The organism is Streptosporangium sp. NPDC002721 (genome assembly GCF_042888905.1).
Lineage (GTDB): Bacteria > Actinomycetota > Actinomycetes > Streptosporangiales > Streptosporangiaceae > Streptosporangium.
Genome location: NZ_JBIAQI010000029.1, coordinates 1 through 24807 on the forward strand (window position 1 = coordinate 1; position 24807 = coordinate 24807).

Annotated in this window: 25 protein-coding genes; 20 read left to right on the plus strand and 5 right to left on the minus strand. The window is 70.3% G+C overall.

The window, feature by feature from the left end; all coding sequences use genetic code 11:
- The first annotated feature begins 112 nt into the window (after window positions 1–112).
- Genes ACFYWM_RS34690 through ACFYWM_RS34705 form a run of 4 tightly spaced genes read left to right on the plus strand, consistent with a single transcriptional unit; the run spans window position 113 to window position 3948 of the window.
- Window positions 113–1048: an ABC transporter substrate-binding protein gene (locus ACFYWM_RS34690; protein WP_389923203.1), complete on the plus strand. Its 936-nt coding sequence runs from the start codon at window positions 113–115 to the stop codon at window positions 1046–1048.
- A complete protein-coding gene (locus tag ACFYWM_RS34695) occupies window positions 1045–1824 on the plus strand; it encodes an ABC transporter permease (protein ID WP_389922729.1) in 780 nt (259 codons plus the stop codon). The genes ACFYWM_RS34690 and ACFYWM_RS34695 overlap by 4 nt, the downstream gene beginning before the upstream one ends.
- On the plus strand, window positions 1821–2636 hold the full coding sequence (locus ACFYWM_RS34700) for an ABC transporter permease (RefSeq protein ID WP_389922731.1): 816 nt from the start codon (window positions 1821–1823) through the stop codon (window positions 2634–2636). The genes ACFYWM_RS34695 and ACFYWM_RS34700 overlap by 4 nt, the downstream gene beginning before the upstream one ends.
- 25 nt (window positions 2637–2661) lie before the next feature.
- A complete protein-coding gene (locus ACFYWM_RS34705) occupies window positions 2662–3948 on the plus strand; it encodes a flavin-dependent oxidoreductase (protein WP_389922734.1) in 1287 nt (428 codons plus the stop codon).
- Between the two features lie 179 nt (window positions 3949–4127).
- Here the strand turns inward: ACFYWM_RS34705 and ACFYWM_RS34710 are convergent, their stop codons facing one another.
- The 5 genes from ACFYWM_RS34710 to ACFYWM_RS34730 all read right to left on the minus strand — a co-directional run bounded on the left by ACFYWM_RS34710 (window position 4128) and on the right by ACFYWM_RS34730 (window position 8714).
- Window positions 4128–5132 carry a methyltransferase gene (locus ACFYWM_RS34710; RefSeq protein WP_389922737.1) on the minus strand — a complete coding sequence of 335 codons (1005 nt, stop codon included), beginning with the start codon at window positions 5130–5132 and terminating at the stop codon, window positions 4128–4130.
- Window positions 5133–5359: 227 nt separating this feature from the next.
- Window positions 5360–6142 (minus strand): ABC transporter ATP-binding protein, encoded by a 783-nt coding sequence (locus tag ACFYWM_RS34715; RefSeq protein ID WP_389922740.1) that lies wholly within the window; start codon window positions 6140–6142, stop codon window positions 5360–5362.
- Between the two features lie 9 nt (window positions 6143–6151).
- The gene (locus tag ACFYWM_RS34720) at window positions 6152–6943 is read right to left on the minus strand and encodes an ABC transporter permease (protein ID WP_389922743.1); all 792 of its coding nucleotides are present in this window, start codon (window positions 6941–6943) and stop codon (window positions 6152–6154) included.
- Window positions 6943–7731 carry an ABC transporter permease gene (locus ACFYWM_RS34725; protein ID WP_389922744.1) on the minus strand — a complete coding sequence of 263 codons (789 nt, stop codon included), beginning with the start codon at window positions 7729–7731 and terminating at the stop codon, window positions 6943–6945. Before ACFYWM_RS34725 ends, ACFYWM_RS34720 begins: the two co-directional genes overlap by 1 nt.
- Window positions 7728–8714: an ABC transporter substrate-binding protein gene (locus tag ACFYWM_RS34730; protein WP_389922746.1), complete on the minus strand. Its 987-nt coding sequence runs from the start codon at window positions 8712–8714 to the stop codon at window positions 7728–7730. Before ACFYWM_RS34730 ends, ACFYWM_RS34725 begins: the two co-directional genes overlap by 4 nt.
- A 657-nt stretch (window positions 8715–9371) precedes the next feature.
- Between ACFYWM_RS34730 and ACFYWM_RS34735 the strand changes: the two genes are divergently transcribed.
- From ACFYWM_RS34735 to ACFYWM_RS34810, 16 genes are all read left to right on the plus strand, one after another.
- Window positions 9372–12374, plus strand: coding sequence for a nitrate- and nitrite sensing domain-containing protein (locus ACFYWM_RS34735; protein ID WP_389922749.1), 3003 nt, complete (start codon window positions 9372–9374; stop codon window positions 12372–12374).
- 43 nt (window positions 12375–12417) lie between these two features.
- On the plus strand, window positions 12418–12831 hold the full coding sequence (locus ACFYWM_RS34740) for a roadblock/LC7 domain-containing protein (RefSeq protein ID WP_326646986.1): 414 nt from the start codon (window positions 12418–12420) through the stop codon (window positions 12829–12831).
- A 24-nt stretch (window positions 12832–12855) separates the two neighbouring features.
- On the plus strand, window positions 12856–13314 hold the full coding sequence (locus ACFYWM_RS34745; protein WP_389922751.1) for a DUF742 domain-containing protein: 459 nt from the start codon (window positions 12856–12858) through the stop codon (window positions 13312–13314).
- 13 nt (window positions 13315–13327) lie between these two features.
- The gene (locus ACFYWM_RS34750) at window positions 13328–13888 is read left to right on the plus strand and encodes an ATP/GTP-binding protein (RefSeq protein ID WP_031158879.1); all 561 of its coding nucleotides are present in this window, start codon (window positions 13328–13330) and stop codon (window positions 13886–13888) included.
- An 85-nt stretch (window positions 13889–13973) separates the two neighbouring features.
- Window positions 13974–15533: a signal recognition particle protein gene (gene ffh, locus ACFYWM_RS34755; RefSeq protein WP_389922753.1), complete on the plus strand. Its 1560-nt coding sequence runs from the start codon at window positions 13974–13976 to the stop codon at window positions 15531–15533.
- A gap of 1078 nt (window positions 15534–16611) precedes the next feature.
- Window positions 16612–17115, plus strand: coding sequence for a 30S ribosomal protein S16 (rpsP, locus tag ACFYWM_RS34760; protein WP_389922756.1), 504 nt, complete (start codon window positions 16612–16614; stop codon window positions 17113–17115).
- A 1-nt stretch (window position 17116) separates the two neighbouring features.
- On the plus strand, window positions 17117–17359 hold the full coding sequence (locus ACFYWM_RS34765) for an RNA-binding protein (RefSeq protein ID WP_329091253.1): 243 nt from the start codon (window positions 17117–17119) through the stop codon (window positions 17357–17359).
- A gap of 104 nt (window positions 17360–17463) precedes the next feature.
- Window positions 17464–17991 (plus strand): ribosome maturation factor RimM, encoded by a 528-nt coding sequence (rimM, locus tag ACFYWM_RS34770; RefSeq protein ID WP_389922759.1) that lies wholly within the window; start codon window positions 17464–17466, stop codon window positions 17989–17991.
- A 1-nt stretch (window position 17992) separates the two neighbouring features.
- Entirely contained in the window at window positions 17993–18802 is an 810-nt protein-coding gene (trmD, locus tag ACFYWM_RS34775; RefSeq protein ID WP_389922762.1) for a tRNA (guanosine(37)-N1)-methyltransferase TrmD, read from the plus strand.
- A 191-nt stretch (window positions 18803–18993) separates the two neighbouring features.
- A complete protein-coding gene (gene rplS / locus ACFYWM_RS34780) occupies window positions 18994–19347 on the plus strand; it encodes a 50S ribosomal protein L19 (RefSeq protein WP_389922765.1) in 354 nt (117 codons plus the stop codon).
- Window positions 19348–19503: 156 nt separating this feature from the next.
- Entirely contained in the window at window positions 19504–20370 is an 867-nt protein-coding gene (gene lepB, locus ACFYWM_RS34785; RefSeq protein ID WP_389922768.1) for a signal peptidase I, read from the plus strand.
- An 8-nt stretch (window positions 20371–20378) separates the two neighbouring features.
- Window positions 20379–20993 carry a signal peptidase I gene (gene lepB, locus ACFYWM_RS34790; protein ID WP_389922771.1) on the plus strand — a complete coding sequence of 205 codons (615 nt, stop codon included), beginning with the start codon at window positions 20379–20381 and terminating at the stop codon, window positions 20991–20993.
- 64 nt (window positions 20994–21057) lie between these two features.
- Window positions 21058–21744: a ribonuclease HII gene (locus ACFYWM_RS34795; RefSeq protein ID WP_389922772.1), complete on the plus strand. Its 687-nt coding sequence runs from the start codon at window positions 21058–21060 to the stop codon at window positions 21742–21744.
- Between the two features lie 39 nt (window positions 21745–21783).
- On the plus strand, window positions 21784–22107 hold the full coding sequence (locus tag ACFYWM_RS34800) for a DUF2469 domain-containing protein (protein WP_030511723.1): 324 nt from the start codon (window positions 21784–21786) through the stop codon (window positions 22105–22107).
- Window positions 22108–22456: 349 nt separating this feature from the next.
- Window positions 22457–22810, plus strand: coding sequence for a YraN family protein (locus ACFYWM_RS34805; RefSeq protein WP_389922775.1), 354 nt, complete (start codon window positions 22457–22459; stop codon window positions 22808–22810).
- 122 nt (window positions 22811–22932) lie between these two features.
- The gene (locus ACFYWM_RS34810; RefSeq protein WP_389922778.1) at window positions 22933–24579 is read left to right on the plus strand and encodes a YifB family Mg chelatase-like AAA ATPase; all 1647 of its coding nucleotides are present in this window, start codon (window positions 22933–22935) and stop codon (window positions 24577–24579) included.
- The last annotated feature ends 228 nt before the right edge of the window (window positions 24580–24807 follow it).

Here is a 24807-nt window from a genome sequence, read left to right on the forward strand (position 1 = left end):
GGGGCATCGCGATCCATCCCGGTTCATGTTCGTCGGCACCGTTCTGGCGGCATCAAGAACCAAATGCCCGAGCCGATCTTGCTGAGATCACCTCATTGTCGGAATTCTGGCGCTGGCGCTTGTCACGGTCACCGGATGCGCCGCCGGGGAGCCCGCCGGGGACGCCGGTGGCTCCGGCCCGGAGAAGGTCAGGATCAACGTCGGCACGATCCCGGTCCTCGACACGGCCCCGCTGCAGATCGCGGTGGAGAAGGGGCTGTTCAAGAAGCAGGGGCTCGATGTCACGCTGAGCACCCTCGCGGGCGGCGCGGAGGCCATTCCCAAGCTCAAGGGCGGCAGCCTGGACGTCAGCTTCGGCAACTACGTCTCCTTCTTCGGCGCCCACGCCAAGGGCGTCATCGACCTCAAGATCGTTTCTGACGGTTTCCAGAGCGCCCCCAGGACGCATACGATCATGGTCGCCAAGGACAGCCCGATCCAGGGCGTGGCCGACCTCAAGGGCAGGACCATCGCGGTCAACACCAAGCGCAACATCGCGACGATGCTGGCCCAGGTGGCCGCCAAGACGCACGGCATCGAGTTCGACGAGGACAAGAGCTTCGTGGAGTTCCCCTTCCCGGAGATGGAGGGCGTGCTGAAGGCCGGCACGGCCGACGCCGTCGTGGTCGTGGAGCCGTTCGGCACCTTCATCGGCCGGTCCATCGGCGCCCGGCTCCTCTGGGACCTCTCCCAGGGCCCGACCGCGGACTTCCCGATCGCCGGCTACGCGGTGACCTCGGAGTTCGCCAAGGCGAACCCCAGGACCGTGGCGGCGTTCCAGCAGGCGATGGCGGAGGCCAAGGCGCTCGCGGCCGACCGGGCGAACGTGGTCGCGGTCCTGCCGAAGTACACCAAGATCACCGCGGACGCGGCGGCCGACCTCGCCATCGGAGGCTTCCCCACCACGCTGGACGCCACCAGGCTCCAGCGGGTCACCGACACCATGCGCGAGTCCGGTCTCCTCGACGAGACGCTCGACGTGCGGGACCTCATCGTCGCCGGCACATGAACGCAACCCGTGTCATCCGGGGGGTGATCGGGGTCTGCGCGGCGACGGTCCTGGCCGAGACGGTCATCCGGCTGGGGATCGTCGACCCGGAGGTCGTCCCGCCGGTCTCCGTCGTGCTGCTCAGGTCCGTCACGCTGGCGGGGGACCCCCTCTTCCTCGCCGGTGTGGCGGACACGGTCCTGGCCTGGCTGGCCGGTCTGGCCCTGGCCGTCGTCGTGGCGGTCACCGCGGGCGTGGTGCTCGGATCGGTGCCGTGGCTGAGCACGCCGAGCCGGGTCGTGGTGGAGTTCCTCCGCCCGATCCCCTCGGTGGCGCTGATCCCGCTGGCGATCCTGCTGTTCGGGGCGGAGACCGAGATGAAGGTCTCCCTGATCCTCTACGCGGCCTCCTGGCCGATCCTGCTCAACATGCTCTACGCGCTCCGGGACGTGGACCCCGTGGCGAAGGACGCGCTGCGTAGTTTCGGCTTCGGTCCCCTGGCCGTGCTCTGGCGGGTCTCGCTCCCCAGCGCGGCGCCGTTCGTGGCGACCGGGGTGCGTGTCTCCGCGGGCATCGCGCTGGTCGTGGTCGTGAGCGCCGAACTGCTGAGCGGCGGCGCGAGCGGTCTCGGCGTCTTCCTCATCAGCGCGGGCAGTTCCGGAGGCAACACCGACGTGATACTGGCCGGCGCGGTCTGGGCGGGAGCGCTCGGCCTCGCCGTCAACACGCTGCTGGTCCGGGTGGAGCGCAGGGTCTTCCGCTGGCACTTCGCGCGCACCGAGGGGACGGCACGATGAGCCGGGCCGGTACGGCGGCACGCGGCGCCATCACCGGGGCGGTGTCCCGGTTCTGGCTCGCGGCCGTGCTGGCCGCGGTCTGGGAGGTGGCCACCCGGGTCATCCGGGAGAGCTACTTCCCGCCGCCGTCGGAGATCGCCGTGACGATGTACGAGCTGTGGTTCTCCGGTCCGGCGAACCGGCTGTTCCTCACCGAGGACGCGCTGGAGGACTTCGGGCACAGTTTGTTCAACCTCTTCGGAGGGTGGGCGCTCGCCTGTCTCGCCGGGGTCGCCGTCGGCATCGCGCTGGGCCTGTCCCGCACGCTGGCCGACTACGTGGAGCCCATGGTCCACTTCGGACGGGCGGTTCCACCGCCCACCCTGATCTCCTTCTACGTGGTGACGTTCCAGCTCGGGACGTCCATGCAGGTGGCGACCATCGTCTCCGGAGTCGTCTGGCCGGTGCTGCTCAACACCATCGACGGTGTCCGTACGGTGGAACGGCTCCATCTGGACACTGCCGAGGTCTTCGGGGTGCGGGGGATCCGGAGGCTGCTGTGGATCATCATCCCCGCCGCGGCTCCCAAGATCGTGGCCGGGCTCCGGATCAGCCTGGGCCTCGCCCTGATCCTGATGGTCCTGTCCGAGCTCATCGGGAGCACCGTGGGCATCGGCTCGCTTCTCGTCGGCGCCCAGCGCAGCTTCGAACTGCCTCAGATGTGGGCGGGGATCGTGATCCTGGGCGTGCTGGGATACCTGCTCAACGCCGTCTTCGTGATGGTGGAGAGGCGGGCGCTCAGGTGGCACCTGAACGCGCGGAGCGAGACATGAACCCCCGACGGACAGCGAGGACGCCATGCGGGTACTGATCATCGGAGGTGGCATCGGGGGGCTCACCACCGCGCTGAGCCTTCACGCCGCGGGTATCGACTGCGTGGTCGCCGAGTCGGCCGTGCGGTTGCGCCCGCTGGGGGTGGGCATCAACCTGCAACCCCACGCGGTCCGGGAGCTGACCGAGCTCGGCCTGGGGGACGAGCTCGCGAGGACCGGCGTCCCGACAAGCTCAATGAACTTCACGGACAGGTTCGGCGGGACGATCCTGTCGCTGCCGCGCGGAAGGTCCGCGGGATACGACTGGCCCCAGTACTCCGTGCACCGCGGTGAGCTGCAGATGCTGCTTCTCGCCGCGGTGCGTGAACGGCTCGGCGCCGGTGCCGTCAGGACCGGGCTGCGGCTGGAGGACTTCGAGCAGGACGAGACCGGGCCCGCCGGACCCACCCTCGTCACGGCGTCGCTGCGCGACGCGCGGACCGGTGAGCAGTTGAGGGAGACGGCCGACGTCCTCGTGGGCGCGGACGGCATCCACTCCGCGGTGCGTGCCCGGCTGCATCCCGGCGACGGGCCGCTGATGTGGAACGGGATCCGGATGTGGCGGGGAACGGCCGAGGGGGATCCCTTCCTCGACGGCACCACGATGATCGTCGCGGGTTCCAACCGGTCGGCCAAGTTCGTGGTCTACCCCATCTCGCGGGCGCGGGCCCGGGGACGAGTGCTGATCAACTGGGTCGCCGAGGTGGTGACGGCCGAAGCCGGCTCCGTCCCGGCGGCCGACTGGTCCAGGCCGGGCCGCCTGGAGGACGTGCTCCCGCATTTCGACGGCTGGAGGCTGCCCTACCTGGACGTGCCCGCGCTCATCTCCGGTTCGGAACGGATCCTGGAGTACCCCATGGTGGACAAGGACCCGCTCCCCTGGTGGGGGTCGGGCCGGGTCACCCTGCTGGGAGACGCCGCGCACCCGATGTACCCGGTGGGCGCCAACGGCGGCTCGCAGGCCGTGCTGGACGCGCGGGTCCTGGCCAGGGAGCTGGCCGGTGCGCCCGATCCCGCCGCGGGGCTGGCCGCGTACGAGAAGGAGCGCAGGACCGTCACCACGGGGCTCGTGCTCGCCCATCGTGAGCTGCCCATGGAGAAGACCATCGCGCTGGTCGCCGAGCGGGCGCCCGGCGGGTTCGACGACATCGCCGACGTGCTCACGGTGGAGGAACTGACGGACATGGCCGCCGCCCAGCGGGGGATCACCGACGTGGACGTGAGCGCCCTCAACGCCCGTTCCTCATGGAATGTTCGCCGTCCCGGCGCGTAGGAGGTCCCGGTGACGGGCGGCCCGGCCCGGAGGCGTGGGCGCGGGCGCGGTTCGCGGGCGGGCGAAACGGCGGGCGAGGAAACGGCGGGCGAAACGGCGGCGGCCGGTGACGTGAGGTTCACGCCACCGGCCGCCGGCCGTCATACAGGCCCGTCACACAGGCCCGTCACACAGGCCCGTCACACAGGCAGGGCCTCCACGATGGAGGCGCCCTGGGGCAGTTCCACCTGCCGGCTCAGCCGGAAGTCGGAGGCCTCCAGCAGCGCGGCGTATTCGGAGGTGCTGCGCTCCATGCCGTCCCCGAAAAGGGCGAGCATGCGCATGTCGATGTCCTTGCTGATGTGCGGCCGGTCGTCTTCGGGCACGACGGCCTCCACCAGTAGCACCCGGCCGTCGTCGGAAATGGCCTTGCGGACATTGCGCAGAATCTGCACCGAGTCCTCGTCGGACCAGTTATGGATGACGCTGCTCAACAGATAGGCGTCGCCGCCCTCGGGCACCGAGGCGAAGAAGTCGCCGGAGACGAATTTGCATCGGTCTTCAAGAGCGGCCTCCGCGAAGAATCGCCTGGCGTCGTCCACCACCTGTTCCTGGTCGAAAAGAATGCCCGAGACATTTGAATACCTGTTCAAAACGGAGGCCAGGATGTGGCCCTTGCCGCCGGCCACGTCCACCAGTGTGCGCACGCCGGAGAAGTCGTAGCGCTCGGCCACCGCTTCCGCGAAGGGCTTGGCCCGGACCACCATGTAGTCGTTGAACAGCGCCCCGGCCACGGGGTTGGCCTTGAGGTAGCCGTACAGCGGACCGTGCCGCTCGGCGAACCCCGACCTGCCGGTGCGGGCGGTCTGCGGGACCTTGCCCATGCCGTACCAGAAGCCCTCCTCGGAGATCATCCGTACCGCGGGGCGGAGCGAGCCCGGCACGTCGTCGCGGAGGGTGGCTCCGGCCTCGGTCAGCTCGTACACGCCGGGCCGTACCGTCGCGACGATGCCCATGGAGGCGAGTTCGCGCAGCACCCTGCCGAGCGCGGGCGCGTCGGCGTCGCAGCGCCGCGCGAGCTCGTCGACGTCCAGGGGCCCGTCGCTCAGGTGGTCGGCGCAGCCGAGCTCGGCCATCGTCGCGAGGGCGGCGAAGCGGGAGACGCCGCCGATCGCGTCCCAGACCGGTGCCTGTGAGTTGCTCATGGAGATCCTCTCTGTGCGGCGTGCGGATCCGTGAGGGGGACCGGCACGCCCGGGTCGGGCGTCCACGCCGGAGCGTCGGCGCGCCCGGGCGGGGACGCGCCGGGCTCCGGCGGGTGTTTTTCACGGCACCGGGAGCCGGGCCCGTCGGCAGGCCCGCCGCGGTCCGGGACCGTGACGGGGCCGTGGACCGTGACCGGGCCGTGGTCAGGAGCCGGGGAGGGCCGGGCTCAGGGGGCAGAGGCCGACGGGCTGCGCATGCCGCGTACCAGGCGGCCGACCTCGGCGCGCAGGTGCACGAAGTCGGGGTGCTCGCGGGTGGTGATCTGGTCGCGCGGCCCCGGCAGGTCCACGCGCAGGTCGCCCACGATCCCGGCGGGGGCCTTGGACAGGACCACGACGCGGTCACCGACGTAGACGCTCTCGTCGATGTCGTGGGTGATCAGCACGATGGTCATGTTGTGCATGCCGCGGACCCGCAGGGTCAGGTCCTCCAGGTCCTCGCGGGTCTGGGCGTCGACGGAGCCGAACGGCTCGTCCATCAGCAGCAGGGCCGGGCGGTAGGCCAGCGCGCGGGCGATGGACACCCGCTGCTGCATGCCGCCGGACAGCTGCCACGGATACTTGGCCGCGGCTCCCTGCAGCCCGACCTCCTCCAGCGCCTCCAGCGCCGCCTGCCTGCGCCGCTGCTTGTCCAGGCCCCTGCGCCGCAGCGGGAGCGAGACGTTGTCGGCCACCGACATCCAGGGGAACAGGGAGCGGCTGTAGTCCTGGAACACCACGGCCAGGTTGTCGGGCGTCTGCTCGACCCGGGTGCCGTTGAGCGTGACCTGGCCGCCGCTGGGCCGGATCAGCCCCGCGATGGAGCGCAGCAGGGTGGACTTGCCGCACCCGGAGGGGCCGACGACGCACACCAGCTCGCCCTGGGCGACCCTCAGATTGATGCCGCCCAGCGCGGTGTGCGCGCCCGGCCCGCTGCCGTAGGTATGGGACAGGTTCGTGATTTCGAGCACAGCAGGTCCTCAGGTCGTCTGCTTGGCGGATCGGTGCCAGGACAGGACACGACGCTCGGCCGCCAGGAACGCCGAGTTGAGCGCGTATCCCAGGACGCCGAGCACCACGATGGACGCCCACAGGGCGGGGAAGTCGTACGACCTCTGGGCGTCCAGGAGCTGGAAGCCGATCCCGTCGGTGCTGCCGATCAGCTCGGAGAGCACCATGAGGATGAGCGCCAGCGACAGGCTGACCCGGAGCCCCGCGAAGATCTTCGGCATGGCCGAGGGCAGGATGACCCGGAACAGCCGCTCGCCGCCCGTCAGCCCGAAGACACGCGCGGTGTCCAGGTGCTGGCGGTCGACGTGCCTGGCGCCCTCGCAGGCGTTGATCAGGACCGGCCAGACGATGCCGAACGCGATGAAGTTGATCTGCATCCGGGGACCGATGGCGAACAGCGCGAGGAACAGCGCCAGCAGCATGGGCGGGGGAATGGCGCGGGCGAACTGCACCAGCGGGTCGACGAGGCGGAAGAGCAGCGGGGAGCGGCCCAGGGCGATCCCGAGGGTGATCCCGACGACCCCGGCCAGCACCCATCCGGCCAGCAGCCGGCCGATGCTCGCGGGGATGTTCTCCAGCGCCGCGTCGGTGAGCCAGAGCCGCTCGGCGGGACCGGTCAGCCACAGCGTGTACGCGCTGGCCGCGATCTGCGACGGAGGCGGGAAGCCCAGCGCCTCCAGGTAGCGGGTGAGCAGCTCCCACAGCGCCACGACGGCCACGACCGGCCACAGCCGGCCGGCGACGCGCATCGCGCCGCTCATCACACCACCTCCGTACGGGCGGTGTGCCAGCGGAAGAGTCGCCGCTCCGCGGACACGAACAGGCCGTTGGTGACGAGGCCGATGACGCCGGCCCACATGGCCGCGGCGATGACGTACTCCGTCGCGTCCACGCCGCCCGCGCTCTCCAGGACGTAGCTGCCGATGCCGTCGGCGCCGCCGCCGAGCAGCTCCGTGCTGATCGCCACGATGAGCGCGATCGCCGACGCCAGCCGGACACCGGTGGCGATGAAGGGCGCGGTGCTGGGCAGGGAGACCCGCCACAGCACGGCCGGTTTCCCGAACCCGAAGCTGCGGAGCGTCTCCTTGGCCAGGGGGTCGACGTCCTTGAGGCCGTACATCGTGTTGATCAGGATGGGCCAGGTCGCCGCGTAGACGACCAGGGTGACCTTCATGTCGAACCTGTCGGAGAACACGGCGAGCGCCAGCGGGATCAGCGCGATCGACGGGATCGGGCGCAGGAACTCCACGATCGGCCGCAGCGCGCTCTCCACGCGGGGCAGGGTGCCGAGCAGGAACCCCAGGGGCACCGCGATCACGACCGTGATCAGCAGCCCGGTCGCCCACGCGCCGAGGGTCGAGACCACGTCGGAGAGGAACTCCCCGTCCACCACGAGAGCGGCCGCCCGGGCGAGCACCGTGGAGATCAGCGGGAACGCGAGCGGGTCGATCAGCCCGGTCCGGCCCGCGGCCTCCAGGACGCAGAACAGCCCCGCGACGCCGAGAGCGCCGCAGAGCAGTCTGCTGTCGAGCGGGTTGCGCTTGGTCACCCGAGGTTTCCGGGGAGGATGGTCTTGGCCTGGATCGGGCTCGTGAGGTAACCCTGCTCCAGCATGAGGTCGGCGACCCGCTGCAGGCGGGTCTCGTCAAGGCTGGTGGGGAAGGACCCGAGCGTGATGACGGCCGCGGTCGCCGCGTCGATCTGGGTGTAGTCCGGCAGGATCTCCTCGACGGCCTTGCGGTCGGTGGCGGCGATCTGCTGGGCCTTGGCGATCGCGCGCTGGAAGGCGGCGACCGTCTTGGGGTTCTCGGCGGCGAACTTCTCGGTGACGGCCACGCCCGCGATGGGGAAGTCCGCGGTGGAGTCGACCATCGTGTCGGCGAGCTTCTGGGCGCCGATCTTCTTCTGCACCGCGGTCAGGGCCGGCTCCGTCATCCAGGCGGCGTCGACGGTCTTGTTGGCCAGCTGGCCCCCCATCTCGGGGAAGGGGAACTCGACGAACTCGACGTCCTTCTCGGTGAGGCCGTGCGTCTTGAGCACCGTCGTCACCGCCAGGGTGCCGATGTTCTGCTTGCTGTTGACCGCGATCTTCTTGCCCTTGAGGTCGGCGGGCGTCTTGATCCCGGAGTCCTTCGGCACCATGAGGTTGAACGAGTTCGGGGCGGCCTGGTAGAGGTCGGAGATGATCTTCATCTTCTGGCCCTTGGAGACCGCGAGGAAGGTCGAGACGTAGTTCGTCTGCGTGGCGTCGAAGGTGCCGCCCATGAGACCCAGCTGGGCCTGCGCGCCGCCGGGCACCGGCTCGATCTTGACGGTGAGCCCTTCCTCCTTGAAGAAGCCCCTCTTGTTGGCGATGTAGAGTGCCGCCGAGTCGGGGATCGGCAGGGCCCCCATCACGAGACTGGTCTTCTCCAGGCCGCCCGCGTTCGCGGCGGCGGTGTCACCGGGCTTGTCAGAGCTTCCGCAGGCGCTCAGCGCGAGGGCGGCGGCCACTCCCGCGACGACGGCCCGGCTCGCAAGTTTGAACCTCATGGGTCTCCTTAGCTGCGTTTGACCGCCCCTGGCCGGAACTCGCGTAACTCATCGGGCGACATGGAGGAGGTCCCGGGAGGCATGTTGGTCAAGGGGGGTATGCCGACCGCGGACAGAGTAGCGGAGTAGATCGGTCAAATTACAAATATTGCCCCTTTCGCCCCTAAGCCACAAAACGGTCACGAGACTCCCGGTTGTCACGCCCGTATCAATCGTTAGATGGGCGGGCTTACCGGTCGCTGGGAAAGAAGTCAATAAATCTGTTTCGCAACTTTGTGGAAGTTTGCGGTTACAGGACGGAGAGTCATCGCCCGGTTGCGGATGCTGTGTGCCTGTTAAGTGAAGAATGCGAGTTATGTGCTGTTGGCCGAACTCATCCGGCTGTGCTCCAATAACCCCTACCCCATGGATGCGTCGGCGTCACTCGCACATCATTGCGTGACGCGATCCCCTCCAAGCAGACGATCCGAGGAGAGGCAGCGGAGGCCAGTGAGGACAGCGTCAATCCCCAGCGAACGCGAATCCGGGCTGGCACCTGCCCTGGGATTCGACAGCCAGGGGGGACAGCCGCAGCGCGGCCCGGGTCAGGACCTTGACGGTCGCGACTCCGAGAAGTCCGCGAGGAACGGCGCCAGGCTCGCGCTCAAGAACTGGCGAGTGAGATCGCGACTGATCGCGCTCATCGTCATCCCCACCGTCGCCGCGATCGTGCTGGGCGGCCTGCGGGTCACCGGCTCGATCAGCAGCGCCACCGAGTACGAGCGGGTGCGCACCACCGCCGAACTCACCGCCGGTCTCAGCGACCTCGTCAACGAGCTGCAGTACGAACGAGACCTGTCGGCCCGGTACGTGGCGGCGGGCCGGCAGGCCGGCAGCAGGGCGAGCCTGCAGAAGCAGTACGAGTCCGTCGACCAGGTCGTCGCGCGGGTGAAGCCCCTCGTCGACGAGGCCAGGGCCGACAGCGGTCTCCTGGGGGCCCTCGGCGTCCGGGGCACGACCGAGCTCACCCAGATCAGCCGCCGCATCGACGAGCTCAAGAGCATGCGCGAACTGGCCGCGGGCAAGGCCACCTCCCTGCCGGCCCAGCCCACGATCGCCATGTACTCCCGTACCATCGTGGACCTGATCGCCCTGCACGACGAGATCATCCAGGGCGTCTCCGACGAGGAGCTCACCGGCGGCGCGGCCGCGTTCGCCGCGCTGACCCGGGCCAAGGAGCAGGCGTCCAGGGAACGGGCCAACCTCGCCGTCGCCCTCGTCCTCAGGGGGTTCAGCGTCGAGGGCCTCAACGCCATGCTGGCCGCCCGCGCGCAGTTCGACAGCGAGCTCGCGGCCTTCCGCTCCGAGGCGTCGATCCAGCAACGCCAGTTCTACGACGACACGGTGAGCAGCCCGAAGAAGGACCGCGCGGCGGCGACGCGCGCCCGCGCCATCTTCCTGGCCCTCAACGGCCGGCCGCTGCTGAACGTCGACGTCTCCAAGAGCGGGCTCAACGACCTGCAGTCCTGGTTCGACTCCTCAACCGAGGTCGTCGACCGCATGCGCGCGGTGGAGGAGCAGGTCGCCAAGACCCTCATCATGCAGAGCGCGGACCTGCAGGCGTCCGAGCAGCGCGGCGCGCTGATCGCCGCCGGGCTGAGCGGACTGCTGCTCCTCCTCGTCCTGATCGTCACCGCCGTCATGGCGCGGTCGCTGGTCAGGCCGCTGCGCAGGCTCCGTACCGAGGCGTTGTCAATCGCCGGCCAGCGTCTCCCCGAGACCGTCCAGACGATGCGCGAGAGCGGCGAGGTCTCCACCGCCGACATCACCCCGATCGGTGTCGCCTCCGACGACGAGATCGGTGAGGTGGCGCGGGCCTTCGACGAGGTCCACCGCGAGGCCGTGCGCCTGGCGGGCCAGGAGGCCACGCTGCGGAGCAACGTCAACTCGATGTTCGTCAACCTCTCCCGGCGCAGCCAGACCCTGGTCGAACGCCAGCTCTCCCTCATCGAGAGCCTGGAGCAGGGCGAGCAGGACGAGGGCCGGCTCGGCAGCCTCTTCCGCCTCGACCACCTCGCCACCCGCATGCGCCGCAACTCCGAGAACCTCCTGGTCCTCGCCGGCCAGGAACCCGCCCGCCGGTGGAGCCAGCCGGTCCCGCTCATCGACGTGGTCCGCGCCTCGCTGTCGGAGGTCGAGAACTACGAGCGGGTCGACCTGCAGCTGTCCGCGGGCGTGTCCGTGGTGGGCACCTCCGTCAACGACGTCGTCCACCTGATCGCGGAGCTCGTGGAGAACGCGATCTCCTTCTCCCCCCGCGAGACCAAGGTCATCGTCTCCAGCAACCGCATCGACGGCGGCGGGGTGATGGTCTCGGTCACCGACATCGGCATCGGCATGACCGCCGAGGAGCTCTCCCAGGCCAACTGGCGGCTGGCCAACCCGCCGGTGGTGGACGTCTCCGTCTCCCGCCGGATGGGCCTGTTCGTGGTCGGCCGCCTCGCCCTGCGGCACGGCATCCGCGTCCAGCTCAGGCAGCAGGACAGCGGCGGCCTGACCGCGATGGTGCTGCTCCCGGAGAACCTGCTCGCCGTCACCGCCCGGCCGGGCGGGCCCGTCCCCAGCATGCAGAGCGGCGACTGGGCCGGATCCATGGCATCCATGGACCGCCCGCCCGTGCTGGCCAGCCCCACCGCCCCCCCGATACCGTCCTTCGCCTCGTTCGAGGCCGCCCACCAGAACTCGTTCGCCTCCTTCGACATGGGGCAGCAGTTCAACTCCTTCGAGGCCTCGCAGCCTCCCTTCGGAGGCGGCCAGTTCGGGCAGGCGCCCGTCGACACCCCCTGGCCCGGACAGGTACCGCCGCCCGGCGCCGACCCCGGCCACGGCTGGCCGAACGCCTCCCAGCCCGACCCCTCGGGGTGGCGGCAGGGGCAGGGCGGGCCCCGCGGTGACGCGGGCTCGTGGTCCACGGGCCCGAACACGGCCCCGCGCGCCGACGCCCCCGTCTGGCCCGGCGGCCAGCAGAGCAGGGACAGCGGCTCCGACGTCTGGGCCGTCTCCTCGCGCGGCGACTCCGGAGGCTGGCCGTCCGCCGGCAACTCCGGGCCGTTCGGGCGCCGCGTCTTCGACCCGGCGGACAACACCGGCCCGCTGCCGGTGATCCCCGACGCCTCGCCCATGGAAGAGGCGAAGGAGGAGTTCCTGCCGATCTTCGCGGCCGTCGAGTCCGACTGGTTCAGGAAGGTCGAGCCGGCCCCGGCCGTCCAGGAGCGGATCGAGGAGGCCCCCCAGGCCCCGGCCGCCCAGGAGACCGTCCAGCTCTCGCAACCGGCCGCCCCCGCACCGGCGGGGAACAGCTGGTCATCGCCCGCCGACGTGGGCTGGCAGGCCGCCAAGGCCGCCAGCGAGCCCTCGCTCGGCGGGGTCACCGGTTCGGGACTGCCCAAGCGGGTTCCCAAGGCGAACCTGGTACCCGGTACGGCCGCGCCCGACCTGAGCGCGGCCCCCCAGACTCCCGTGCACCGGCCTACGGTCTCCCCCGAGGCGGTGCGCAGCAGGCTGGCGAGCTTCCAGCAGGGAGTACGGCAGGGGCGCGCGGCCGCCAGGGGCGGAGCCGGAGACGGGCGGCCCTATCCCGACTTCGGCCGGGACGTTGAAGGAAACAAGGAGGACCGGTGAGCGAGCTCATCATGGTCGCCAAGGAGGATGACACGTGCGCGAAATGAGCCAGGCCGCCCGGGGGGTCAATTGGCTGATCACCGACTTTGTGAACAACGTCCCAGGTGTGGCGCACACGGTCGTCGTGTCGGCCGACGGTCTGCCGTTGGCGTACTCGGACGGATTTCCCAGGGACAGGGCCGACCAGCTGGCCGCGGTCGCGGCGGGCCTGATCAGCCTGACCCAGGGTGCCTCGCGGGTTTTCGAGGGCGGTGCGGTCACCCAGACCGTGGTGGAGATGCAGCGAGGGCTGCTCCTCATCATGTCCATCAGTGACGGTTCGTGTCTGGCGGTGCTGGCCGCCGCCGACTGTGACATGGGACTGGTGGCCTACCAGATGACGATGCTCGTCGAGCGGGCCGGTCAGGTGCTGACCCCGGCCGTCCGCGCCGAACTGCAGTCTTCCCACTCACGGTGACGGCGATGACGCTAGGAGGCTGTCGTGGCAGGCCGCGGCTGGACCGGTGAGGGCGACCCGCACGGCGGGTATCCCTACCAATCGATGGACGACCCCCACCGGCATCAGGGGGGTCCCTCCCATCTCATGCACTCGGCGCCGTCGGAGCAGAGCTCCCTCGTCCGCCCGTACGCCGTCACCGGGGGGCGCACCGCCCCCCGGACCCAACTCGCCCTGGAGGCCCTGGTCTCCTCGGCGACCTCCATACATCATGATTTATCCACCCGCACCCCGGAGTATCAGGGGATCAGTGCCCTGTGCCGGCAAGTGCGTTCGGTCGCTGAGATCTCCGCGATGCTCCGCATCCCGCTCGGCGTGACCAGGATCCTGGTGGCCGACATGGCAGCCGAGGGCCTGGTGCAGCTCCACCAGCCGCAGCTGGACGCGGGCAAGCCGGATCTCAACCTGCTGGAAAGGGTGCTCAGTGGACTTCGCAGGCTCTAGCCGCGGCGGCGGCCTGACATCGACGAAAATCGTCGTCGCCGGGGGATTCGGTGTTGGCAAGACCACCTTCGTGGGGGCGGTGTCGGAGATTCTGCCGCTGACCACGGAGGCGGTGATGACCGACGCCAGCGCCGGGATCGACGATCTCGGTCTCACACCGAACAAGACCACCACCACGGTCGCGATGGACTTCGGCCGTGTCTCGCTGGACCGCGACCTGATCCTGTACCTGTTCGGTACGCCGGGTCAGCACCGGTTCTGGTTCATGTGGGACGACCTGGTCCGCGGCGCGATCGGCGCGATCGTGCTCGTCGACACCCGGCGGCTGGCCGACAGCTTCCCGGCGATCGACTACTTCGAGGAGGCCAAGCTCCCCTTCGTCGTCGCGGTCAACGGCTGGGACGGCACCTACCTCCACGGCGAGGAGGAGGTACGCGAGGCGCTGACACTGGCGCCCCACATCCCCATCTCCCGGACCGACGCCCGCTCGCGCGACGCGGTGAAGGCCACGCTCATCACACTTGTGGAGCACGCGCTCACCATGCGGATGGCCGTCCCCGGCTGGGGCCGCTGACCGCTGTAGGGCGTCAGTCGCACCTCCCAGCGGATAGGCTGGGAGGTCGAGTCGCAGACCTGTAGCGCAGAGGCTGGCCAATCACGTGTTCGAGACGCTTTCCGACCGGCTGACATCGGTCTTCTCCTCCCTTCGATCCAAGGGTCGGCTGTCCGAGGCCGACATCGACGCGACCTGCCGCGAGATCCGCATCGCGCTGCTCGAGGCCGACGTCGCGCTGCCCGTGGTCAAGGCGTTCGTCGCCCAGGTCAAGGAGCGCGCCCGCGGCGTCGAGGTCTCCCAGGCGCTGAACCCGGCGCAGCAGGTCGTGAAGATCGTCAACGACGAGCTCATCGAGATCCTCGGCGGCGAGACCCGGCGGCTTCGCTACGCGAAGAACCCGCCGACCGTCATCATGCTCGCGGGCCTGCAGGGCGCGGGCAAGACGACCCTGGCCGGCAAGCTGGCCCGCTGGCTGCGCGAGCAGAGCCACACGCCGCTGCTGGTCGCCGCCGACCTCCAGCGGCCCAACGCCGTCCAGCAGCTCTCGGTCGTGGCCGAGCGCGCGGGCGTCGCGGTCTACGCGCCCGAGCCGGGCAACGGCGTCGGCGACCCGGTCGCGGTGGCCCGCCAGTCGATCGACCACGCCAAGCGGCAGCAGCACGACATCGTCATCATCGACACCGCCGGCCGCCTGGGCATCGACCAGGAGCTGATGAGGCAGGCCGCCGACATCCGCGACGCGGTCTCACCCGACGAGGTCCTGTTCGTCGTGGACGCCATGATCGGCCAGGACGCCGTCTCCACGGCGCAGGCCTTCATGGAGGGCGTGGGCTTCGACGGCGTCGTGCTGACCAAGCTCGACGGCGACGCCCGGGGCGGCGCCGCCCTGTCGGTCCGCCACATCACCGGCCGGCCGATCATGTTCGCCTCCACCGGTGAGAAGCTCGAGGACTTCGACGCCTTCCACCCCGACCGGATGGCGTCCCGCATCCTCGACATGGGTGACATCCTCACCCTGATCGAGCAGGCGCAGAAGACCTTCGACGAGGCCGAGGCCGCCAAGATGGCGAGCAAGCTCACCTCGGGCGACGGCTTCACCCTGGAGGACTTCCTCGAGCAGATGATGATGGTCCAGAAGATGGGCCCCATCAAGAACCTGCTCGGCATGATGCCCGGCATGGGGCAGATGCGCGAGCAGCTCAACCAGGTCGACGACCGCGACCTCGACCGCATCGCCGCCATCATCCGCTCGATGACCCCGGCCGAGCGCCACAACCCGAAGATGATCGACGGCTCCCGCCGGGCCCGCATCGCCAGGGGTTCCGGCGTGACGGTGACCGAGGTGAGCGGGCTGGTCACCCGCTTCTTCGACGCCCAGAAGATGATGAAGCGGATGGCCGGCGGCATGGGCATCCCCGGCATGCCGGGCGGTCGCAAGGGCGGCAAGGCAGCGCAGAAGAAGGCGGCCAAGGGACGCAGGGTCAGCGGTGACCCGCGCAAGGCCGCGCTCGGCAAGGCCGCCTCCGACAAAACCGAGGAGCCCGCGGCCCCCGCGGGCGGCGGCCTCCTCGGCAAGCTGGGCTCCCGGCAGCAGCTGCCGCCGGGCCTGGAGCTGCCGCCGGGCTTCGACCCCTCGAAGTTCAAGCTCCCGGGGCAGAAGTGAGCGAGGACCGCTTCCACTCGCGCGCCAGGTGGATCTGGGTGATCATCGTCGGCGGTTTCATCCTCGTCGCCGTGCTCGAACTGCTCGGGGTACGCCCCAAGTAGCCCTCCCACGCCTCCCACCGGAGCCCGCCGCCTCGCTGCCCGTGCGCTGAGAGCGGCGGGGACGGTTGGGACGGTGGGAACGGTGGGAACGGCGGGAACACGGACAGTGCGGACGATCCCGGCAGAGCCGGATCCTCCGGCGGGAGAGAGTCCCCGAGCGGGATCGGGATCACCGGTGAGACGGGCGTCCCCGGCGCCGCCGAGCCTTTCCGGGGGGAGGGCGCCTCGGGCGCGGCCTCCGGCATGACGGCCTCTCCCCGCCACGCGGGTGCCAGGAGTGGTCCGGGAGCCCCGGCGGGGGCCGGTGCCTCCGGCCGGACGGCCGTCCAGGGGAGAGCCGAGGGCCGGGGCGCGGTGGCCGTCCCGGACCGCGCGGGAACTCCCGGCGCGGCCGGTGCTCCCCACGGAGCCCGAGGGTGTCCGGGGCCCTGGCCGGTTCCGGGATCCTCAGGGGTTCCCGAGGCCTCGGCGCCGCTGTCCCCGGCGATTCCCCCGAGGTTTTTGAAGATCTCTCCGAGGGGGCGCACGGGGGTTTCCACGGAGGGCCCCGCGGAGGTTCCCGCGGGGGCTCCGGCGGGGGAGGGGACGGCGGCCGGGGACACGTCGGCCTGGCCCGCGGGGGTCGTCGCCCTGATGGCCAGTACCGCGCCCAGCACGGTGATGGATCCGGTCGCGGTCAGCAACAGGGATCTGAGGGTGGTTGCCACGGCGGCCATTTAGCGCACCGGGGCGGCCCGCCCGGGGGCCCGGACACACGGGGATTACCGAGATTTGCCCTCCGGCCGCCGTACCGGATGGCCGCGGGTTGGCGGGGCACCCCCGCGCGTCTGGCACAATGACATGTTGGAACATCGTGACACGTGGTTGCCCTCTCACTCCCGCGTGCCATGCCTGTCCCTCGATCGGTCCTCTCCTCGTGCCCCACTCGACGAGACGCCGTTCACCCACGCTCTAATGCAGGAGAGACCACACCAGTGGCAGTCAAGATCAAGCTCAAGCGGCTCGGCATGATCCGCAACCCGCAGTACCGCATCGTCATCGCCGACAGCCGCACCAAGCGTGACGGCCGGGCGATCGAGGAGATCGGCCTGTACCACCCGAAGGAGAACCCCTCGCGCATCGAGGTCGACTCCGACAGGGCGGCCTACTGGCTGGGTGTCGGCGCGCAGCCGACCGAGCCCGTGCTCAAGCTCCTCAAGCTCACCGGCGACTGGCAGAAGTTCAAGGGCGAGCCGGCTCCGGCTCCGCTCCTGGTCGCCGAGCCCAAGGCCGACCGCCACGCCGTCTACGAGGCCGCGGCCAAGGAGGCGCTCTCCCTGGAGGCCGCCACCACGCCGAAGAAGTCGACCCGCAAGGCGGCTCCCAAGGCTGAGGAGGCCCCTAAGGCCGACGAGGCCCCCAAGGCCGAAGAGGCCGCCGCCGAGACCCCGGCTGAGCCCACCGCGGCCGCCGAGGAGAAGCCGGAAGGCGAGGCCTGAGGTGCTCGAGGAGGCCCTCGAGCACCTGGTGAAGGGCATCGTCGAGCATCCTGACGACGTCCAGGTTCACGCTCGCCGCATCCGCAGCGGGCGTGTGCTTGAGGTCCGGGTCCACCCCGAGGACCTCGGTAAGGTCATCGGCCGCGGCGGCCGTACGGCCAAGGCGCTTCGCACGGTCGTGAACGCCCTCGGTGACGGCAAGTACGTCCGGGTCGATCTCCTCGACCTGAACGAGGCCCGCTAGCCGGCGAGACGCGTCCATCGAGCGAACGGGCCACCCGCCCAGTGTGGGTGGCCCGTCTGCTTTTCCTAGACTTTTCCCAGACACCACTACGTGAGGAGGCGGGTGTGCAGCTCGTCGTAGGCCGGATCGGCCGCCCGCACGGGCTCCGCGGGGACGTGTCCGTGGAGGTGCGCACCGACGAGCCGGACCGGCGCTTCGCCCCGGGCACCGCCCTGGCCACCGACCCCGCGTCGGCGGGCCCGCTGGTCGTCGAGTCCCGCCGCTGGCACTCGGGGATCCTGCTGGTCAGGTTCGAGGGCGTGACCGGCCGCGACCAGGCCGAGGACCTGCGCGGCACCATGCTCGTCATCGACTCGGACGACATCCCGCCGCCCGACGACCCCGACGAGTTCTACGACCACCAGCTCATCGGCCTCACCGTGGTCAAGCCCGACGGCGAGCCGGTCGGGGAGGTCTCCGACGTGCTCCACCACGGCCAGGACCTGCTCGTCGTACGGCGTGGCAAGGGCGCCGGGGGCGCCGAGGTCTACGTGCCGTTCGTCAAGGCGCTGGTCCCGGTGGTCGACCTCGTCAAGGGCGTCCTCGTCGTGGACGGCCCGGCCGGGCTGCTCGACCCGGACGAGATCGCCTGACATGCGCGTCGACGTCATCTCCATCTTCCCCGAGTACTTCGCCCCCCTCGACGTCTCCCTCATCGGCAAGGCCCGCGAGCGCGGCATCCTCGACGTCCGCCTCCACCAGCTCCGCGACCACGCCCACGACGTGCACCGCACCGTGGACGACACCCCCTACGGCGGCGGCCCCGGCATGGTCATGAAGCCGGGCCCCTGGGGGGAGGCCGTCGACGCGGTCCTCGCCTCCGGCCCGGACACCCCGCCGAGGATGATCGTGCCGACCCCCAGCGGCGTGCCCTTCACCCAGAGGCTGGCGATGGAGTACGCCGCCGAGCCGTGGCTGCTGTTCACCCCGGCCCGCTACGAGGGCATCGACTCCCGCGTGATGGCCGAGTACGGCGCCCGCATGCGCGTGGACGAGGTCAGCGTCGGCGACTACGTGCTCGCCGGGGGCGAGGTGGCGGTGCTCGTGATGATCGAGGCCGTCGGGCGGCTGCTGCCGGGCGTGCTCGGCAACGTCAACTCGGCCGTGGACGACTCCTTCGCGCCCGGCGCGATGGAGAACCTCCTCGAGGGCCCCGTCTACACCAAGCCGCCCGAGTGGCGGGGGCACGAGGTGCCGGAGGTCCTGCTCTCCGGGCATCACGGGAAGGTCGCCCGGTGGCGGCGGGACCAGGCGCTGCGCCGTACCGCGAGGAACCGGCCCGAGCTGCTGGCGGCGCTCGATCCGGAGAGCCTGGACAAGCACGACAGGCGGACCCTGGAGGAGCTGGACCTCCCAGAGGCGGGGCCCGCGGACCCCGCCGGTCCGGCCGTCCTGACCGGTTGATTTCCGGTCGGTCGGGAAAATATGGCAGACTGAAGCGTTGCCGCCGACTGCCCATCCGGTCCTCAGACCGGTCTCATCGCGGTCGGCCAGCTCCGAGACACAGTCCACTTCAGCACACGTGTCCATCGCGACGCCGCTCCGTCGCGGCCGGATGGACCTCCGTGCGCGCTCGTAAATGAGGTTCCACTGCCATGCACACGCTGATCAGCGAGCTCGAGAAGTCCGCGCTCCGCACCGACGTCCCGGACTTCCGGCCCGGTGACACGCTTGAGGTCCACGTCAGGGTCATCGAGGGCAGCCGGTCCCGTGTCCAGGTCTTCAAGGGCTTCGTCCTGCGCCGCCAGGGTGGTGGCGCCCGCGAGACCTTCACCGTCCGCAAGGTCAGCTACAGCGTCGGCGTCGAGCGGACCTTCCCGGTGCACAGCCCGGTCATCGAGAAGATCACCCTCGTGACCCGTGGCGACGTCCGCCGCGCCAAGCTCTACTACATGCGTGACCTGCGCGGCAAGGCCGCTCGCATCCGCGAGAAGCGCGACGCCCGCTAGGCGCGCCGGTCTCCGCCGACCTGGCCCGTGCCCCCTTCTCCGGGGAGCGGGCCAGTCGCATGTAAGGAGGTTTGACCTCCTATGGCAATACGCATGGCTATGCGGTACCCCGTCACTCGACCACTTGGTACCGCCCATCATCTAGGCTCGTCAGCGATGACTAGCGAAGACCGGGAGTACGGCGCAGTCTCGCGTCGACCTGTCGAGGACGAGGTGGACGTGGTCGCCGAAGACACTCAGACGAGCGCCGAAGACGGCAAGGGCAAGAAGAAGGGCTCCTTCTGGAAGGAGTTGCCCGTCCTGGTCGTCGTGGCGTTGGTGCTCGCCCTCATAATCAAGACCTTCGTGATCCAGGCGTTCTACATCCCGTCGGAGTCGATGGAGAACACCCTTCTCACGAACGACCGGGTCCTGGTCAACAAGCTCGTCTACCGCGTCCGCGACATCGAGCGCGGCGACGTGGTGGTCTTCTCCGGGGTCGACTCCTGGGACCCCGAGATCGACCTTGAGGAGCCCTCCAACCCGGTCGTGGGATTCTTCCGCTGGGTCGGCACCGCCTTCGGCGTGGTCCCCGGTGAGAAGGACTACATCAAACGGGTCATCGGCGTCGCCGGCGACACCGTGAAGTGCTGTGACGCCCAGGGCCGGGTGACGGTGAACGGGGTCCCCCTCGACGAGGACTATCTCTACCCCGGCGACGTGCCGTCCCAGAGCTTCTTCGAGGCCAAGGTCGGTGAGGGGCGCCTGTGGGTGATGGGCGACCACCGGCTGGTCTCCCTCGACTCCCGCTCGCACCTGGGTGATCCCGGTGGCGGGACGATCCCGGTGGACAAGGTGATCGGCCGGGCCTTCGTGATCGTGTGGCCGTTCTCCAGGGCCACGACCCTTCCCATCCCCGACATCTTCGGCCAGCCGGCCCTCAAGGCCGCCGCGGCCCTGGGAGGGGCCACCCCGCTCCTCGCGGGCTTCGCGGGTGCCGTGCCGCTGGTGCTGTGGCGTCGTCGTCTGCTCTCAAGGCGGTAAGCGCATCCATGACCGTTGACGAACCCGAGGCCGAGAAGGCCGAGAAGAAAGAGAAGAGCGGCAAGGGCGGCAAGGGAGGTGGCCTGCGCGAGTCGCTGTTCCTGCTGGGGTGCGGGGTGGTGGTGGCGCTGCTGTTGCAGGTGTTCGTCTTCCAGTCGTTCTACATCCCGTCCGAATCGATGGAGCGGACCCTCGTCGAGGGTGACCGGGTGGTCGTCAACAAGCTGCACGGCGACTCCGAGCGCGGTGACATCGTGGTCTTCGAGGGCTGGAACGACGAGCACACCATCAAGCGGGTGATCGCGGTCGGCGGTGACACGGTGAAGTGCTGTGACGCCCAGAAGCGGATCACGGTCAACGGGGTGCCGCTCGAGGAGAGCTCCTACCTCTACTCCGGCGACTTCCCCTCGGGTGAGCCGTTCGAGAAGGTCGTCCCCAAGGGACGGCTGTGGGTGATGGGCGATCACCGCACCGCCTCCGCCGACTCGCGGGCCCACGAGGAGAGGCTGGGAGAGGGCTCGATCCCGGAGAGCGACGTCATCGGCCGCGCCGTCGCGATCTACTGGCCGTTCTCCAGGGCCGCGGTGCTTTCGAGGCCGGAGAGCTTCCTCAAGGTGAGATAGCGGTACCGAATGCCCCGGAGGGGGCGTACTCTCTGGGCATGGTCGCTCTGTCATCCGTGGTGCCATGACGGTTGCGTTTCGCCCCAGACCCAGCGTGGTCCGGCGGGATTCGGGACTGTACGGCTACGAGCGGGCTCTCAGCCGCCGCGGGCTCGGTCCCGTGGCGGGGGTCGACGAGGCGGGCCGTGGCGCCTGCGCCGGGCCGCTGGTGGTCGCCGCCGTGGTGCTGGGCGGCCGGATCGACGGTCTGGACGACTCCAAGCTGCTCACGGCCTCCCGGCGCGAGGAACTGTTCGAGCGGATCACGGTGACCGCGAAGGCGGTGAGCGTGGTGGTGATCCCGCCGGGTGAGATCGACGCCCGGGGGCTCCACCGGTCCAACATCGGAGGAATGCGCAGGGCCGTGGCGCGGTTGACCTGTCACCCCGGCTACGTTCTGACCGACGGGTTCCCCGTTCCGGGCCTGCCCGCACCGTCGCTGGGCGTGTGGAAGGGAGATCAGGTCGCGGCCTGCATCGCCGCGGCCTCGATCGTGGCCAAGGTGACGCGGGACGCGATGATGGTGGCGCTGCACGAACGCCATCCCCGGTACGGATTCGCCGTGCACAAGGGGTATGGCACCGCCGACCATCGCAGGGCTCTCAGAACCTACGGTCCGTGTCCGGATCACCGCTTCTCGTTCTCGACGGTGGCGCGGTCAGGAGCGGGCGAGGTGATGGGTGAGAATGAAGTGGGGGCCGGCGCCGTCTGATCGGACGGGCCGGGGTGGGCGTTTAACAGGAGGACCGGTATGAGCGCAGAGGATCTCGAAAAGTACGAAACCGAGATGGAGCTGCAGCTTTACCGTGAGTACCGCGACGTTGTCGGCCTCTTCACCTATGTCGTGGAGACCGAGCGGCGCTTCTATCTCACCAATTCCGTCGATCTCGACGTGCGCACCGCCGAGAACGGTGACGTGTTCTTCGACGTGAAGATGCAGGACGCCTGGGTCTGGGACATGTACCGCCCGGCGAGGTTCGTCAAGAACGTCCGCGTGGTGACCTTCAAGGACGTGAACGTCGAGGAGCTCGCCAAGCCCGACCTGGAGATGCCGAAGGAGGGCTTCTCCTCCTGAGCCGAGCGTTCTCGTGAGCGGCCTTCCCCGGCCGCTTTCCCTACGCGGCTGTTCCCTGGGAGTTTCCCTGGACGGCTACGAGGGCGCCCTCCGCGAGACCGGAGGGCCGGAGTCTTCCCCGTGGCCGGGGCCGAGCGCCCGGGGCCTCGTGATGCGGCTGAGCGGCGGGGAGACGTTGTCCGCGGGCAGGTCTCGTCCACAGGCAGGTCTCGCACCGGGCGTCCACGGGCGGGTTCCGCGCCCCGTGTCCACAGGCGGGTCTCGTCCCCGGCAGGTTTTCCACAGAACCGTGTTCGGCCTCTCGGCGGGGCGGTGAGCTGGGCGAAGGTCTGGAACCGGAGGTGGTTCCATGGCCGCGAAAGACGAGCTCGGCAAGCACGGCGAGCAGATCGCCGTCGACTATCTGCTGGCACAGGGCCTGCGGATTCTTGATCGCAATTGGCGGTGCCCGGACGGGGAGATCGACATTGTCGCCCTGGAGGGGCGCACGCTCGTCGCGGTGGAGGTGAAAACCCGTTCGGGCCGCAGTCACGGCACCGCTTTCGAAGCGGTCACCAGCGCGAAGATCGCTCGACTGCACAGGCTCGCGACCGGTTGGCTCGCCGGGCGTCAGGAACGATTCGACGCGGTCCGCGTCGACGTCGTCGCCCTGGAGCGGTTCGCCGGGGATTTCGTGGTCCGCCACGAGCGGGGGGTGTGCTGATGTCCGCCGGCCCATCGATGTCTCCTGGCCTGCCGGTGTCTCCTGGCCTGCCGGTGTCTCCTGGCCCGTCGGTGCCCCCCGGCCTGTCGTGGATCGTTCGCTCCCCGCGGGAGGTGGGGTGAGTGGCCGTCGCACGCACGCGCTGCGTCGCCCTGGTCGGGGTGACCGGCCGTCTCGTCGAGGTCGAGGCCGACGTCGGCAGCGGTGTGGCGGGTCTCCACCTCATCGGCATGCTCGACACCGCGCTGAGCGAGGCCCGGGACCGGGTCCGTTCGGCCCTGGTCAACAGTCGCTACGCCTGGCCCGACGCCCGGATCACGGTCAGCCTGTTCCCCGCCAGCCTGCCCAAGCGCGGAAGCCTGTTCGACGTCGCCATCGCGATGGCCCTGCTCTCGGCGGCCGGGTTCGTGCCCGCCGCCAGGGTCGCCGAGCCGATCTTCCTGGGCGAGCTGGGCCTGGACGGCTCGGTCAGGCCGGTGCGGGGCGTGCTCCCCGCCGTGCTGGCGGCCGTCGCCGCCGGTGCCCGCACCGTCGTCGTCCCCGCTCGTAACGCCGCCGAGGCCGGTCTCGTGCCAGGGGTGACCGTGGTTCCCGCGACCACGCTGGGCGCGCTGGTGAGCTGGTTGCGGAGCGACGAACCCGCGGGAGGTCCCGCGCCGTACCCCGGAAGGTCCGGTGCCGCAGGGGGTCCGAGAACCGGTGCGGGCGCCGGAGATCGCGGCCCGGGGGGTACGGACCCGCTCCCGCCGGGACTTCCCGGAGAGGACGGCGCCGGAGACGGTCACGAAGCCGGGGACGGTCCTGTCGGCGCCCCCGATCTGGGAGATGTCGCGGGACAGCCGCTCGCCCGGCGCGCGCTGGAGATCTGCGCCGCCGGAGGGCACAACCTCTGGATGCTCGGTCCTCCCGGCACCGGCAAGACCATGCTCGCCGAGCGGCTGCCCACCCTGCTCCCCGCTCTGGAGCGGGACCAGGCCCTGGAGGCGACCGCCATCCACTCGATCGCCGGCGTGCTGCCCAGGGACCGTCCCCTGCTGGCCCGCCCGCCGTTCGTGGCGCCCCACCACACCGCGACCGTCGCGTCCGTCATCGGCGGGGGCAGCGGGATGATCCGGCCGGGGGCGGTCTCCCTGGCCCACCGGGGGGTGCTCTTCCTGGACGAGGCGCCGGAGTTCCCGACGACCGTCCTCGACGCGCTCAGGCAGCCGCTCGAATCGGGCCGGGTGACGGTCTCCAGGGCGCTGGGATCGGTGAGCTTCCCCGCCCGGTTCATGCTGGTTCTGGCGGCCAACAGGTGCCCGTGCGCGCGGCCCTCCACCCCGGACGACCCGTGCGCGTGCGCTCCCGCGGCCCGGCGCCGCTATCTCGCGAGGCTCTCCGGCCCGCTGCTCGACCGGGTGGACGTCAAGGTCGGCCTGTTCCGGTCGACCAGGCGCGAGCTGCTCGCCGACCGCCGGTTCATCGAGTCGAGCGCGGTGGTGGCCGGGCGGGTGCTGCTCGCGCGCGAGCGGGCCGCCAGAAGGTTCGCGAGCACGCCGTGGCGGTGCAACGCGGAGGTGCCCGCCCGAGCCCTCCACTCCGAGTACCGCCCGTCGTCCGCCGCGATGTCGCCGCTGCTCGGACATCTCGACAGCGGACGGCTGAGTGCCCGGGGCCTCGACCGGATCCTCAAGCTGGCCTGGACCCTGGCCGATCTCGCGGGCAAGGACCGGCCGGAGCTCCACGAGACCAACTCCGCGCTGGGGCTCTGGCTGGGGGAGGAACGATGAACGACAGGCTCGCACGGCTCACCCTGATGCGCCTGGCCGAGCCGGGCGACGCCGTGATGGGCGCTCTCGTCGCCCTGCGCGGCCCCGAGGCCGCCGTCGCCCTGGTCAGGAAGGGAGCCGCCGACGCGGATCTCGTCCGATGGTTCGCCGACGCTCACGGCCGCCCGGCTGGAAATCCTGGCCGGCCGGACAGCGGTCCCAGCCGGTCGGCCGGCAGCCCCGGCCCGT